The following is a 14,663-nucleotide window of genomic DNA, read 5'->3' as shown; positions in this document are numbered from 1 at the left end:
CGAAACATATATCGGGCAGCGATTTCAACAAAGGGTTAGTGGATCAGCCACTGCACCAGAGTGCGCGCGCCGAAACCGGTACCTACAGGTGTGACCTCATCGTAGGCAGATTCTGCGCGACCGGGTCCAGCAATGTCCAGGTGAATCAGCGGCACACCCCGGGTAAAGCGACGCAGGAACATAGCCGCGGTGGTCGCACCCGGCCCCTTGGGAGTTTGACGCACATCTGCGATCTTGGAGTTCACGTTCTCCTCCAAGTAATCCTGCATCGGCATTGGCCACCAGTGCTCCCCTACTGTCGCACCACGACGAGCAAGTTTGACGCCTGCACCCCAGTTGTCGGCGAATACCGCACCGGTGCGCAGCCCCAAGGCCACCTTTGCTGCACCCGTCAGCGTTGCGACGGTCACCACGGCTACCGGCTTGTATTTCTTCGCGCCATAACTGATCGCATCGGCCAAAATCATGCGACCCTCTGCGTCGGTGTTCGTCACCTCGGAGGTCAGGCCACCATAGTGTTCCACCACATCGCCCGGGCGGTAGGAATTTCCATCGATCATGTTTTCCGCCGTCGGAATCAGCGCCACGATCTTTCGCGGTACCTTTTGCTCCGCCAGGGCGCGGAACGCGGCAATGACACTGGCTCCGCCCGTCATATCGGTGCGCATGGTATCCATTCCCGCAGCGGGCTTTACGCTAATTCCACCGGTATCGAAGGTCACGCCCTTACCAACCAGCACGACGGTGCGGCGACGACGGCGCAAGTCGACCTTCTCCGGATCCCACACCAACTCGATCAACATCGGCGGACGGGAGGATCCCTTGCCGACGGCCAGTACTCCGCCAAAGCCCTTATCCTTCAGCCATGCGGCATCGCGCAGGCGAACCTTGACGCCTTCAATGTCCGATACCGCCTTCTTGGCCTGGGTTGCGAGCCATTCCGGGGACTTCACGTTGGCCGGGGCATTGGCCAGATCTCGCGACAAGCAGGTTGCCTTGCCCAGGGCCTTGCCTTCCTTCACAGCAGCTACATAATCCGCAGTGTCGAATCCGGAAGATTCAAAATCCTGCGGCAGTACTAGGTGTACGTCGCGCACTCGGGCGGGCTTACGCTTATTGGTGGTAACAAAGCTGTGGTTGCCAACAATTAGGCCGATCACCAAGGAACGGACGTTGTCGGGAGTGAACTCCTCTGGAAGGTGTACCTGCACAATGTGCTTCTTCGCCCGCACAGGGTGGCCATCTACGACCTTGCCAATACGGCGCACCAGCTTTGCGCCTGCTCCGCGCCATCCGTCCTCCAGGAACTCACGTCCATCGCTGAGGTCGAAAGGACGGGTCGGGTCGGCAGGCACCCTTACAACCCACTGGCCGGTGGAATCAAGCTCGACCTCACCCGGCGCGGAGGAACCGGCGGCCACCTTCACCTGCGCTTCGATAATTTCGGATCCCTCTGCGCGCGGGCCGATCGTCACATTGGTCACTCTTTGGGGGATATTCGGAATCGGTGCCATTGTTTAACGCTCCTGTTCGCGGGGTTCTGCGGGGTTATCGACGGTGGCTTCGTCTTGATCTGTATGCTGCGCACCAACCTGCTGCTCAAGCTCTTCGATACGCCCGGCGAGGCGATCGATATAGAAGTCGACTTCAGCTTGATTGTAGCCACGAATTTCCAGCGAAAAGCCGGTGTCGCGAATGCCCTCGGCGGTCAAGGGCTTGCTCTCGAGATCCCGCCAGTGTTGCTTCTTTGCTTCTCCTGCAGCCACGGGAGGCAATGCCTCTCCACGGCCAAAGACCGTGCCGAGCAAATAGACCAAGAGCGCGCCTACAAGGAATGCTCCGACGAGAGACAACAACCAAAACATGTCTTCAAATGTACCGTCTCTTCACTTTCTGCTGGCGCTTAGTGAGGCTTTTATTCGAATACCTCGCTACTTACCGCGCTTTCCTTCACAATCGAAACGATCCAGCTGCTCGGAGATACGATCCTGCTCCGCAGCCAGCTCCTCCTGGCGGCGCTTCAGCTTCTCTACAGCGTCGGCGTGAGCATCGACGCAAATCTGCACGGCCTCGGCAGGATCGTCAGTGACGTGGAACAGATCCACGTCCTCCGGCGAGATCATGCCCTCGTCCACCAGACGGGTGGTGATCCATTCGACGAGCCCACCCCAGAATTCCTTGCCGATCAGAATAATCGGGAACTTCCGGATCTTTTCGGTCTGCACCATGACCAGTGCTTCAAAGAGCTCATCCAAGGTGCCGTAACCGCCCGGTAGACACACAAATGCCTGTGAATACTTAAGGAACATGGTCTTGCGTACGAAGAAGTAGCGGAAGTTCAGCCCCAGATCCACCCACCGGTTCAGGCTCTGCTCCATGGGAAGCTCAATGCCAAGTCCAATGGACAATCCGCCGGACTCCTGTGCTCCGCGGTTGGGGGCCTCCATCAGGCCGGGGCCTCCACCAGTGATCGTCGCATAGCCGGCCTCATGGATCAGTCGCCCGAGTTCGCGACCCTTTTCGTAGTACGCGTGGCCAGGCTTTACGCGTGCCGACCCGAACACCGTGATCGCCTTGGGGATCTTTGCCAGCGCACCGAAACCATCAACGAACTCGGATTGGATTCGCATCACTCGCCACGGATCCGTATGCAGCCAATCGATATTGGTCTGTTGCGCCAGCAGTCGTTGGTCCGTCGTTGATTTCTGCTTCTCGTTGTGCCGCTTTCCGCGCAGCAGGACGGGGCCGCGAAGCCGGAAATCGCCGTTATTGTCGCTCGAGTTCATGCGTGGGATTGCTTTCGGTGTGTTGTTGAGTTGTCGGTCTTTTTGTTCTTTTTCTCTGTGCGCTTTTCACGCTACTGCTTGGTGCCCCCTCGCGCTCGTTCTAAATGACGCCACCCCGCATCCACCCAGCTCAGTCTCCCCCCCCAGTGCCCTAACCAGAAGGGAGTGGGCGCGACGGATTTAGTTGGAAAGGAACTGTATAAGTTCCCGGCTCACGTCCTCGATCTGAGCCACTGGGCAGCGCTCATCCTTCGTGTGGCACAACCCCGGGTCGCCGGGCCCGAAATTCACGGCTGGAATCCCCAACTCCGTGAACCTGGCCACGTCGGTCCATCCGTACTTTGGGCGCACACGTCCTCCGGTTGCCTCCACCAATTTCGCCGCGAAAGGTTGATGGAGGCCCGGAGCAGCCGCGGCTGCGGCGTCATCCAATTCCACAGAAAAATCCTCGACCGGTGCATCGGGCGTGCCTACCTGGAGCACCTCGTATAGATGCTCCAACGCCTCGTCAACACTGCGGTGCGGGGCATAACGGAAGTTGATAAAAGCCCAGGCCTCGTCGGGAATGGTGTTGGTGGCCACGCCGGACTCGGCGATGACAGCGTTGAGCCCTTCTTTATAGACCAGGCCATCGATCTCCACATCCTGCGGTTCGTAGTCCGCCACACGCACGAGCACCCGCGCCAACTCATGCAGCGCGTTATGGCCAAGCCAGCTGCGTGCGGAGTGTGCGCGGGCTCCCAAGGCGGTGACCTTCACACGCAAGGTTCCCTGACAGCCTGCCTCGATGATTCCGCCGGAGGGCTCGCCGAGCAGGGCTAGATCGCCCGCCAGTAGATCGGGGTCGGACTGTACAAGATGGTTGAGACCGTTGTATTTGGTGGCCACTTCTTCACCTTCGTACAACACCAGGGTCAGGTCACAGGCGAGTTCTGCGGAGTTCGCCAGAGTCGCAAAGGCATGAGCATAACAAGCTGCACCGGACTTCATATCTACAGAGCCAAGGCCAAAGATGGTTTCCTCGCCCGTTTCCGGGTCTGGTCCAAGCCGCGAAGGCAAGTTATCCGCCGGGGGAACCGTGTCCAGGTGACCTGCGAGTACCACGCGGAACGGCAGGTCGCGGTGGGTACGCGCGACGAGGGTATTACCTCGGCGCGTAACCTCCACGTTTTCGATGGCACGGAGTGCGGGTTCGACCGCGTCGGCGATCTCCCGTTCATGGTGCGACTCGCTGTAGATATCGACGAGTTGGCGTGTGAGAGCCACCGCGCCGGCGGACAGGTCTATGGAAGTTTCTGCAGTATTCATTGGTTGCGATCCTAGACTACCCCTCGAAAAACCCGTGCCGGCTGCTTGTTGACCCCAGGGCAAAACCAGCGCAATCACCTGTACTTCCCCATGGGCTAATTGGAGGTGAACGGGGTTAAATATGCCCATGCTGGCCTGTGCTACAGACCGGTGTGTTCTAATTTCGGTATGAAGTCTCGAGAATCCGATTCAGGTGCCGATCAAGGCGCTTCAAACCAGCTTGGCCACAGCCTAGAAACCCGCCACCTCACGATGATGGGTCTTGGCTCCGCCATCGGTGCAGGCCTGTTCCTCGGCACCGGTGTGGGCATTCAGGCGGCGGGTCCGTCCGTGCTGCTGTCCTACATCGTCGCCGGCGTTGTGGTCATCGCTGTCATGCAGATGCTTGGCGAACTCGCCGCCGCCCGCCCGGCCTCCGGTACATTCGCTACTTATGGTCAGATGGCATTTGGCCGCTGGAATGGCTTCGCACTCGGCTGGTTGTACTGGTTCATGCTCATCATGGTGATGGGCGCCGAGATTACCGGTGCCGGCGCAATCATGGGCTCCTGGTTTGGTGTAGAGGGCTGGATCCCCGGACTCATATGTGTGGTCCTCTTTACGATCGTGAACCTGGCTGGTGTGCGAGGCTTCGGCGAGTTTGAGTACTGGTTCGCGTTTATCAAGGTCGCCGTGATCATCCTCTTCCTTATCATCGGAACCGGCCTGCTGCTGGGCTTTTTCCCCGACTACGAATCCCCCGGGTTGAGCAACTTCTCAGACTTCGCCCCCAACGGCATCTCGGGTATGGCAGTCGGCCTACTGGCAGTGGCTTTCGCCTTCGGAGGCATCGAGATCGTCACTATCGCCGCTGCCGAGTCCAAGGATCCAGCAAACTCCATCGCCGCCGCCGTGCGGGCAGTCATCTGGCGTATCTCCATCTTCTACCTGGGCAGTGTATTTCTCATCTCAGCTCTGTTGCCCTTCGACACCCTCGGCGAGGCGGAGTCCGCCGAAGAGTCGCCGTTCACCCGCATCCTGGCTCTGGCACAGATCCCCGGCATTGTGGAGATCATGGAGGGCGTCATCGTCTTGGCTCTGCTGTCCGCCTTCAATGCGCAGATCTACGCCACCAGTCGCCTGATGTACAGCTTCTCCCAGCAGCGCAATGTCCCGCGTTGGTTCGGCAAGACGAATGACCAGAAGGTGCCTTACCGCGCCGTCTGGTGCTCGCTCTTTTTCGCCTTCGTTTCCGTCGCGCTGCAGGTCTGGGGCCCCAAGGATCTCATTAACATCCTGTTTAATGCCGTCGGCGGAACGCTGCTAGTCATTTGGATGGTTATTGTGCTGGCTCAGATCAAGTTGCGTCCGGTGTTCGAGCGCGACGGCAGCCTGAGCGTACGGATGTGGGGATACCCTGTTCTTCCCTGGTTGACGTTCGTCGCGCTCATTGCTTTGACCATCCTGATGCTCTTCGATGACAGTGCTCGCCTGCAGGTTCTCACCGTCACCATCGCCTTCGCAGTGCTCAGCGTGATTGGTTTTGTGCTGCAGAAGACTCAAGTACGAACAGCACCACACACCCCAAACAGCGGTGCACAGGCTTAGGTAGGATCGACAACCATGACTGCTGCTTATGGATATGGATTTGCCACTCTGACCGATTCTGGCGATGTGCTAGACACCTGGTTCTTCGAGTTCGACCTGGGCAATGCAAACGCTGAGGCCGAAGCTGCGGCCACCGCTGGCACGCAATTGCTCGATCTTGATGACGCCACCAGCTCCGCCCCCGAGGTTTTCCGTCCCCTAGCCCAGTTGGCCGGCACGGACGAGATCCGCGGAACCCGCCGTATAGCGGTGACCACCACCATTACCGATCTGGACGCCCCAGCCGTTGATGCGCACGACGCGTACCTGCGCCTACACCTCATCTCCGGCCGCAAGATCCAGCCGCATGGCTGCAACCTAGATGGCCTGTTTGGACTGCTCAGCAATGTTGTGTGGACTAACCACGGCCCCTGCGCTGTCCCCGGTTTCGAGTCCGTTCGCGCCCGCCTGCAGGCTGAGCGTGGCCCGGTGACGGTCTACAGCGTGGATAAGTTCCCGCGCATGGTCGACTACGTGGTTCCCACCGGTGTGCGTATCGGCGATGCCGACCGGGTACGCCTAGGCGCTCACCTGGCGGAGGGAACGACCGTCATGCACGAAGGCTTCGTCAACTTCAACGCCGGCACTCTGGGCTCCTCCATGGTCGAGGGCCGTATCTCCGGTGGCGTAGTAGTCGGTGACGGTTCCGATATCGGCGGTGGAGCCTCTATCATGGGCACCCTTTCCGGTGGTGGCAAGCAGGTTATCTCCATCGGTCAGCGTTGCCTGCTGGGCGCTAACTCCGGCGTGGGTATCTCACTGGGAGACGACGTCACCGTTGAGGCTGGGCTTTATGTCACCTTTGGCACCAAGGTCACTCTGACCGGCGAGGTTGCGTCCCAGCTGGGCAAGCAGGAAGGCGAAACCGTAAAGGCAGCCGAACTTTCCGGCGCCAGCGGTATCCTCTTCCGCCGCAATTCCGTTTCCGGTGCGGTGGAGGCCGTTGCTAACGCCTCGACCGTGGAACTCAACGAGGCACTCCACGCCAACTAGCAACTCTCCCACTGCGACCAAGGATCCTGCAGGCAGCGCTCAATTTCGATGCGCTGCCTGCTTTTTGTTTCGCAATGCCCCGAGTTGGCCGTGCCGTTCGTACCGTTGTATGTCGACGCCACCAGCGCCAGTTCTATGGCGACCGCGCGCAAGTGCAACGAACCCGCCCCGGGACAATAATGCGGGTAAGTGTCATCACCATGAATTGGCACGCCGAGGTGATTCATCACCACCCGCAGCTGATGAGTATGGCCGGTGAGCGGCTGCAGCTCATAGACGGCCACACCTGCTGCGCGGGTAGCCAACTTCCGAATGCGAGTCACTGTGGCCCGTGCTCCGGCAGCGTCCACAACGCGAACCTGCGGATCGTCTTTGATTTTGAGCATCGGCAGACGCAGCTCACGCCACCGGGCATCGACGTAGGGAGTATCCGCGGCCAACGCCTGATAAGTCTTTGATACCTCCCGGCGCTGGAACTGGGACTGCAAGAACCCGCGAGTGGCCGGGTTCCGGGACAGCACCAGCAGGCCACGCGTATCACGATCCAAGCGGTGAGCAGCCACCAACTCGGGCTCGTCCATACGCACGCGCAAAAGAGACTGCACGGTAGCGCGCAACAGGCGACCATTAGGCGTAGACGGCAGCCCAGGGGGTTTGTCTACCACCACAGCATCCGGCCCGGAATACAAAATTGGTATCTCCGCAGCCAAAAGCTCGGCAGGCTCTTCTGGGAAGTCGGGATACACCCATGCGGGCGTCGCAACGGGGAGCCTCAGCCCCGGGGCCAAGAGGGTGCCCGGCTCAAAAGGCGAATCTCCGGCTGCGGCGACGAAGTATGTGCGTCCATCGTCGGGCACATGGCCTCGCAGCATCTTCTTTACTGCGGGTACGCCATGGCGTGGCGGCGGGCGCCAGCGTTGCAGGGCGGGAATGGCAGACAGCCCCCTTACAAACTAGCTTGGCGTTTACGCGTCGCTGGTTAAGCGACGAGCGGCGGCCTCAATCCTTTCATCGGTGGCGGTCAGGCCTACACGGACGAAGTTCTTGCCCTTCGGGCCGTAGAAATCGCCGGGCGCCACCAAAATGCCCTTGTCCGCTAGCTCCGCGACAGTCTCCCGGCCATCGCGTCCCTGGGTTGCCCACAGGTACAGGCCACCGTCCGAGTGCTCAATGTCGTACCCGGCCTCGATCAGGGCTGCGCGCAGAAGCTCCCGGCGGTTTTTGTAAAGCTCCTTTTGCAGCAGCTCGTGGCCATCCTCTTCCAAAGCAGCAACCATGGCGGACTGGATCGGTCCGGGGTTCATCAATCCTGCGTGGCGGCGGATTCCCAGCAACTCCTGGATAAGCTCGCCATCGCCAGCCAACCAACCCGCCCGATAGGAAGCCAAGTTAGAGGTCTTGGACAGCGAATGCACGGCGATGAGATTGGTAAAGTCACCGCCACAGACCTCCGGATCCAGAATCGACAAAGGTCGCTCCTCGCCCCACCCCAGCCCCAAGTAGCACTCATCGGAAACGATGATGGTGCCGCGCTGGCGGGCGAATTCTACAAACTTGCGCAGGTGATCCGCGCCCAGCACCTGACCGTGCGGATTGGCCGGAGAGTTCAGATAGATCAACGCTGGAGTCTGCGGCCCCAGCTTCAACAGAGAGTCACTGCGCAGCACCTCCGCCCCAGCCAGGCGGGCGGATACCTCGTAGGTCGGGTAAGCCAACTCTGGGATCACTACCGTGTGACCTGCGCCAATGCCCAGAAGGGTCGGCATCCAGGCGATGGCCTCCTTGGTGCCGATGACGGGTAGCACATTGGTGTCGGCGTCCAAGCCAGCAACGTGGAAGCGGCGCTCCATCGCCCCCACGATGGCAGCGCGCAGGGCGGGTGTGCCCTTTGTTTGCGGATAACCAGGTTCCGCCGCGGATTCGGTCAGCGCCAACTGGATGGCCGGAGAAACCGGATCGACAGGAGTGCCGACCGACAAATCCACGATTCCATCGGGATGGCTCGAAGCCTTGGCCTTAGCCTCAGCAAGTGAGTCCCAGGGGAAGTCGGGCAGTCGGTCGGCTACTGGGGTGCGCTTGAAGGTCATGCTTGTACTCTATACCGCATGTCTCTTACGCCCGGCGCTACCCGGTGGAAATGTGGGCGTCACAAAGAAAAAGCCTAGGCCTGCGGCGGCAGAGCGGCGATCAGCTCCGCGTCGAAGTCCTGCGGCCCCAGCTTGGCGGCACCGCCTGGGGAACCCAGATCGTCGAAGAACGCGGCGTTCGCATCGTTGTACTCTTCCCACTCGTCTGGCACATCGTCTTCGTAGAAGATGGCTTCAACCGGGCACACCGGCTCGCAGGCGCCACAGTCGACGCACTCGTCGGGGTGAATGTACAGGGAACGCTTGCCCTCGTAGATGCAGTCAACGGGGCACTCTTCTACGCAAGCGCGATCCATCACGTCTACACAGGGCTGCGCGATCGTGTAGGTCATCGTCTAATTACCTACCCTTTCTGGAAAGTTCGTCATACTCTCACAAGAGCTCTTTTAGGCTTCTATTCTGTCACTTCAGCGGTTCCAGAGAAAACTGAGGGCGAAGCGGCCATGCAGCCGCTGCCATACCGACTACAAGCAGCAGCATAGACCACACGGTCTGTGGCATTAACGTCGCCTCGCCGAAAGGCAGCTCCGGCCACATGACCGCCAGCAGGTAACCGGCTAGCCAGACAAGCGCGGGAATCCCGGCGATCAGTTTGTTATCCGTCCACAAAAGGGCGGTCTTCGTCACCGCACGGTTGAAGAACAACGCAAACAAGATCGTCCACGGCAACGGCACCAGCATGTCCCCCACCGTAATGCGCGAACCGATGTAGAGAACGCTGATGAACAGCCCAAACAGGGCGCCAATGGAGAGCCATACTATTCCGGAGATACGCTCGGCACGCGTTGTATCCTGACGTGCTTGGGCTTTAGTGGGGTGGCCCCAGTTCGGCTCGTCTTTCAGGCTTGAGGTCGTGCTTTTCTTAGCGTTCACGTCGATCTATCCTACTGTCCATCCGCAGTGACCTCTTCGCCTAGTGCTTGTGCGAAGAAATCCGTTGGCGTGCCGGGGCGCGTCCAGCCCACGCGATAGCTCTCGCTATTGAGCAGTGGCTGCGCAATAAGGTTGGACAGGCAGAACAGCGTGGTGGCTGTAGCGGCCGGTGGGTTCGAGGTCCGCGTCTGGTCGTTAACATCTGAGGACGAGCCATCGGCTACCCAAATCTGGGTGGCGTGTGCGCGCATGGCGGCCTGCTTGCTGGCGACGTCTGCTGGAGTGCCGTGTACCACCAGATCGACCTTTGAAGAGGGAACGGAGGCGATCTCCCCCGCTGTGGGGAGACGCCATCCCTCCGGTACCATCGCCGGGTCACCCTCTAGGCCCTGCATTCCCTCCGCGAACTTCTCTTCTTCTGTGACACACCAGAGAACCTGGTTCGGAACACAGTCGCTCGAGTTTTGGCTCATCCGTTGTACCGCTGCGTGCACAATCTGGTGTGCTCGCTTGTGGTCGGGGTGGCCGTATCCGCCATCGGCGGCGTAGGTCAAAATCACGTCGGGGCGAATGTGCTGAATCTGCTCGATCAGCTGTTCCACCTGGGCTTCGAAGGCAGCATCGGAAGGTGAGCTTGCGCCCTCCGGCACACGTGCGAACGCCCGCGGGCGGCGGATCGACTCGCTGCCTTCCATTCCGGAATCTCGCCATGCTCCGCATCCACCCAGAAGGTTCGGGCCATGCTCAATCCCCAACGCGGTCAAGGCACGCTGCAGCTCAGCGATGCGGTAGCCTCCGAGCATTCCCGTTCCGTTTTCATTCTGCTGGGCGTCGACGAGGGCTTGGTACTTCTCCCCAATCACCTCGCCTTCTTCGCCGAGGGTACAGGTCACGACGGCCACATCATGTCCAAGCCGCCGTGCCTTCGCCAGCGCCAGCCCCGTCCACAGAGTTTCGTCGTCGGGGTGTGCGTGTACCGCCATCACGGTGATTTTCTGCGTGGATGCGGGAGTACGAGTCACGAGCTAATTCTCCTCAAGGGCATTTTCGGCGGCGTTGCGATTGACTTCCTCGATGGGCTTTAAGGTCCATTGCGGGGCCGAGATTAGCAGTGAGCTGCTGTCGTCTAAAGGCCAATCCTCTAGCCCTGCTGTCGGTCCTTCGAGCCGATCGGAAGCCACTACCGTATAGCGGTCAGACATAATCGGGAGCACAGTCGACATCTCGGCAATCCGATCGTCCAGTTGAGTGCGCTCCAGCGACAGTTCACCTCGCCCCTCGCTCAGCTTTACAAGGCGTTCTTGCAGGTCACGATCGCAGGTACCACTCAGGTTGCCGCCTGTGGCTCTGTGTGGAGACGACGCCCCCTCGCTGCCACCCTCTTCACGTTCAGCTGGGTCTGACGCGCCGGTGTCGCTGGGCGGTGTGCTGGAATCATCCTGGTCTAGTGGCTTAATACAACCGTATTGCACCAGATAGTCGGATACGGCCTGGGGGCTGCGCTGCCATGTCACCACACCATCGACTATTCCGTTCTCCACCTCGGATCCCAGTGTTTCTGCTGCCTTTGCAGTGCGCACGGTGGCGGGGATCCCCAAATGCAGCAGTTGATCCACCACCGAACGGGCGGCATCCACCGCCACCTGGTCGTCGGTAACCGCACCGATAACGATGCCGTTGGGACGCTTATCAGAAACCATGTTCGGCGGTTGTTTATCTGAAGTCTTTGGGGCGACATTCCACGGGGGAGCTTCAATCTTCGGATCGCCTGAAATGATCTGAGCGATCTTCTCTGGCTTTATAGCCCCCAACACTCGACGTCGGGTTTCTCGGTCGGAAAAGATCGGACTGGTTTGATTGAGCTGCAGGTTTAGCTGTACTCCACGGGACGTATTACGAACTCGAGTGAAGGGAAGCTGGTCCAAGGCAAGTTCAGTCGTCGCCGACTTGTGCGCCATGTACAACTGCAACTGCTGGGTGCGCATCATCTGCACACCCGTTGATTCGTCCGGAACCGCAGTGAAACGAATGATGTCAGTCTTCGCCGCCTTCGCGCCCCAGTAGCGGTCATTCCGTTGCAGCTCCAGCAGGCCGCGTCCTTCATCCACGGATTTCACGGAGTACTGCCCCGCCGACGCGACGGAGCCTCCGTCCATCATTGTGGCGAAACTGCGCCCCTCCGCGCGGTAGATATGGCTCGGGAGAAGATGGGTAAAGAGTCGCTTCCAGGCGGTCAAAGGTTGATCGAAAGTGACCTTGAAGCTCTTTTCTTTTTTCCCCGGCTCGATGGAAGTGACGTGCTGGTATAAGCCCTTCGCCTCTGCAAGAGGTTCATTCATGATCGCCTCGTGGAGGTATTGGAAGTCAGAAACCGTGATTGGCGTGCCATCTGACCACTGTGCCTCTGGCTGGAGGGTGTAGGTGACCTCTGTGGGGTGCGATTCATCGTTCGGAGTAATCTCGCGAATCAAATCATTGTTGAGATTCTCCCCCAGCGATCCAAAGGTGTACACGCTAGGCAGGGTTAGATCCGCCACTGCGGCAACCACCGGGTTCCGGTTCCCAACCAGATGCGGGTTGAGGTTGCTAGTGAAGCGGTCCACTCCAACCGCAATCTCGCGCAGGCTTTCATCCACCGGCTGGGGCTGCTGAGTCTTGGTCGACGACGACGGATCATCAACCGTCGGTGCCTCGCCGGGATTAGCTTGGCAGGCTACCAGCGACAGTGTGAGGGTCGCGGAAGTTAGCGCGGTTGCAACAGTGGGCGTCACACCCCACATACCTCGTCGACGCGACGCAGCACGACGACTCCCCCTCGATGTAAAAGACGAGGAGGAGGACGAAAAGAAAGAGGAAAAGAGCGGGTACAAGAGCCTGATTAGGAGTTGTTGTTGCGCTGCTTTTCGCGGGAACGGGCGCGGGCGCGCTCGGTCGCGTTGAGGATTACCTTACGCACGCGAACGACCTCCGGGGTGACCTCGACGCACTCGTCGAAACCACAGAACTCCATGGCCTCTTCCAGAGTCAGAGTACGAGCCTTTGCCAAGGTCACCGTTGCGTCAGCTGTCGCCGAACGCATGTTCGTCAGCTTCTTTTCCTTGGTGATGTTGATGTCCATGTCCTCGTCGCGGTTATTCGCGCCGACGACCATGCCCTCGTAGGCTTCCGCGCCCGGTTCGACGAAGAAGGTACCGCGGTCGGCCAGCTGGATCAGCGCGTAGGCGGTGATCTGGCCGGAGCGGTCGGCAACCAAGGAGCCGGAGGCGCGTCCCTTGATTTCGCCTGCCCATGGCTCGTAACCAGCGGAGTAGCTGTTGGCGATACCGGTGCCGCGAGTTTCGGTCATGAATACGGTACGGAAACCAATCAGGCCGCGGGCTGGAACAACGAACTTCATGCGAACCCAGCCGGTGCCGGTGTTGTCCATCGACTCCATGCGACCCTTACGGGCGGCCAACAGCTGGGTGACAGCACCCAGGTGCTCTTCGGGAACGTCGATGACCAGATTCTCGAAAGGCTCGTGAACGGTGCCGTCGATGGTGCGGGTAACCACCTGCGGCTTACCGACGGTCAGCTCGAAACCTTCGCGACGCATGGTCTCCACGAGCACGGACAAGGCCATCTCGCCACGTCCCTGTACCTCCCAGGCATCCGGACGCTCCGTGGGCAGGACGCGCAGGGAAACGTTACCGATCAGCTCCTGATCCAGGCGAGCCTTGACCATACGGGCGGTTAGCTTGTCGCCACCGCCACGGCCTGCCATCGGGGAAGTGTTCACACCGATCGTCATGGAGATCGCGGGCTCGTCAACGGTAATGCGCGGCAGGGCGACTGGGTTCTCCGGGTCGGCGAGCGTATCGCCGATCATGATGTCCTCGATACCGGAGATAGCGGCAATGTCGCCGGCGATCATCTCTTCAGCCGGTACGCGCGTCACGCCCTCCGTGCGCAGCAGCTCTGCAACCTTGGCAGTCTTGACGTGCTCATTGCCATCCTCGTCGTAGTGGATCCAGGCAACCTGCTGCCCCTTGCGCAAGCGGCCGGAGTGAATACGAACCAGGCCAATGCGTCCGAGGAAGGAAGAGGAGTCCAGGTTAGTAACGTGTGCCTGCAGTGGGCCGTCAACGTCAGCGGACGGCTCTGGCAAAACATCGTAGAGAACGTCGAATAGCGGCTGCAGATCCTCGGAGTCCGGAACGTTGCCGTTGCCAGGGTTTTCGGTAGAGGCCTTGCCCTCGCGACCGGAGGTGTATAGAACCGGCAGGTCCAATAGCTGTTCCGCAGCTTCTGCCGCTTCCTCGTCCTCCAGAGTAGACGCCAGTTCCAGGAGCAGATCCTGGGATTCCTCAACGACCTCATCAATACGAGCATCCGGGCGGTCGGTCTTGTTCACACAGATAATCACCGGCATTTTTGCGGCCAGAGCCTTGCCCAGCACGAAACGGGTCTGCGGAAGCGGACCCTCAGAGGCGTCAACAAGCAAAACCACACCGTCGACCATGGACAGGGCGCGCTCGACTTCACCGCCGAAATCGGCGTGGCCGGGGGTGTCGATCACGTTAATGATCAGGTCGCTGCCGTCTTTACCCAGGCCCTTGCGGTGAATGGCGGTGTTCTTCGCCAGGATCGTAATGCCCTTTTCCTTTTCCAGGTCGCCAGAGTCCATCACGCGCTCTTCTACTTCGCCGTGCGAAGAGAAGGCACCGGACTGGTGCAGCATTGCGTCCACGAGTGTGGTTTTGCCGTGGTCGACGTGCGCGACGATGGCGACATTACGGAATTCAGTCAAAGACACAGATCCGAACTTTCCTTTTTTGGGGTCAGGTTTGATGTACGAAGTAGGCGCTCCTGAGACAGGGGCCAGGGTAACCCTTCACAGCCTACTCCTTTGGCTTCCTAGAATAACGCATAGGACGCAAAGAAGTTTTTC

13 protein-coding genes are annotated in these 14,663 nt (G+C 59.8%); 2 read left to right on the top strand and 11 right to left on the bottom strand.

Annotated elements, in window-relative coordinates; translation table 11 throughout:
- Window positions 1-35: 35 nt before the first annotated feature.
- The 4 genes from AC05K6_RS00560 to dapE form a co-directional block, all read right to left on the bottom strand.
- Window positions 36-1,475 carry a leucyl aminopeptidase family protein gene (locus AC05K6_RS00560; RefSeq protein WP_476727463.1) on the bottom strand — a complete coding sequence of 480 codons (1,440 nt, stop codon included), beginning with the start codon at window positions 1,473-1,475 and terminating at the stop codon, window positions 36-38.
- Between the two features lie 42 nt (window positions 1,476-1,517).
- Entirely contained in the window at window positions 1,518-1,865 is a 348-nt protein-coding gene (locus tag AC05K6_RS00555; RefSeq protein WP_293789681.1) for a DivIVA domain-containing protein, read from the bottom strand.
- A gap of 66 nt (window positions 1,866-1,931) precedes the next feature.
- Window positions 1,932-2,786: an LOG family protein gene (locus AC05K6_RS00550; RefSeq protein ID WP_293789679.1), complete on the bottom strand. Its 855-nt coding sequence runs from the start codon at window positions 2,784-2,786 to the stop codon at window positions 1,932-1,934.
- 180 nt (window positions 2,787-2,966) lie between these two features.
- A complete protein-coding gene (gene dapE / locus AC05K6_RS00545) occupies window positions 2,967-4,094 on the bottom strand; it encodes a succinyl-diaminopimelate desuccinylase (RefSeq protein ID WP_293789677.1) in 1,128 nt (375 codons plus the stop codon).
- A gap of 168 nt (window positions 4,095-4,262) precedes the next feature.
- Between dapE and AC05K6_RS00540 the strand changes: the two genes are divergently transcribed.
- Window positions 4,263-5,681, top strand: a complete 1,419-nt coding sequence (locus AC05K6_RS00540; RefSeq protein ID WP_473964172.1) for an amino acid permease — start codon at window positions 4,263-4,265, stop codon at window positions 5,679-5,681.
- A gap of 15 nt (window positions 5,682-5,696) precedes the next feature.
- On the top strand, window positions 5,697-6,713 hold the full coding sequence (gene dapD / locus AC05K6_RS00535) for a 2,3,4,5-tetrahydropyridine-2,6-dicarboxylate N-succinyltransferase (RefSeq protein WP_476727462.1): 1,017 nt from the start codon (window positions 5,697-5,699) through the stop codon (window positions 6,711-6,713).
- Here dapD and AC05K6_RS00530 read toward each other — a convergent pair.
- From AC05K6_RS00530 to typA, 7 genes are all read right to left on the bottom strand, one after another.
- The gene (locus AC05K6_RS00530) at window positions 6,710-7,585 is read right to left on the bottom strand and encodes a pseudouridine synthase (RefSeq protein WP_476727461.1); all 876 of its coding nucleotides are present in this window, start codon (window positions 7,583-7,585) and stop codon (window positions 6,710-6,712) included. The two genes, dapD and AC05K6_RS00530, sit on opposite strands and share 4 nt — an antisense overlap.
- 93 nt (window positions 7,586-7,678) lie before the next feature.
- Entirely contained in the window at window positions 7,679-8,800 is a 1,122-nt protein-coding gene (gene dapC, locus AC05K6_RS00525; protein WP_476727460.1) for a succinyldiaminopimelate transaminase, read from the bottom strand.
- A gap of 74 nt (window positions 8,801-8,874) precedes the next feature.
- Entirely contained in the window at window positions 8,875-9,192 is a 318-nt protein-coding gene (fdxA, locus tag AC05K6_RS00520; RefSeq protein ID WP_043015056.1) for a ferredoxin, read from the bottom strand.
- A 70-nt stretch (window positions 9,193-9,262) separates the two neighbouring features.
- Window positions 9,263-9,733 carry a hypothetical protein gene (locus AC05K6_RS00515; RefSeq protein ID WP_043015055.1) on the bottom strand — a complete coding sequence of 157 codons (471 nt, stop codon included), beginning with the start codon at window positions 9,731-9,733 and terminating at the stop codon, window positions 9,263-9,265.
- 11 nt (window positions 9,734-9,744) lie between these two features.
- On the bottom strand, window positions 9,745-10,755 hold the full coding sequence (mshB, locus tag AC05K6_RS00510; protein WP_473964168.1) for an N-acetyl-1-D-myo-inositol-2-amino-2-deoxy-alpha-D-glucopyranoside deacetylase: 1,011 nt from the start codon (window positions 10,753-10,755) through the stop codon (window positions 9,745-9,747).
- A gap of 3 nt (window positions 10,756-10,758) precedes the next feature.
- Window positions 10,759-12,504, bottom strand: coding sequence for an ABC transporter family substrate-binding protein (locus AC05K6_RS00505; RefSeq protein WP_476727459.1), 1,746 nt, complete (start codon window positions 12,502-12,504; stop codon window positions 10,759-10,761).
- A gap of 107 nt (window positions 12,505-12,611) precedes the next feature.
- A complete protein-coding gene (gene typA, locus AC05K6_RS00500; protein WP_293789656.1) occupies window positions 12,612-14,528 on the bottom strand; it encodes a translational GTPase TypA in 1,917 nt (638 codons plus the stop codon).
- Window positions 14,529-14,663: the final 135 nt, after the last annotated feature.

It is taken from the genome of Corynebacterium sp. TUM25020, from assembly GCF_056388495.1.
Note: the sequence above shows the minus strand (reverse complement) of the source record. Positions and strands in the feature narration are given on the sequence as shown.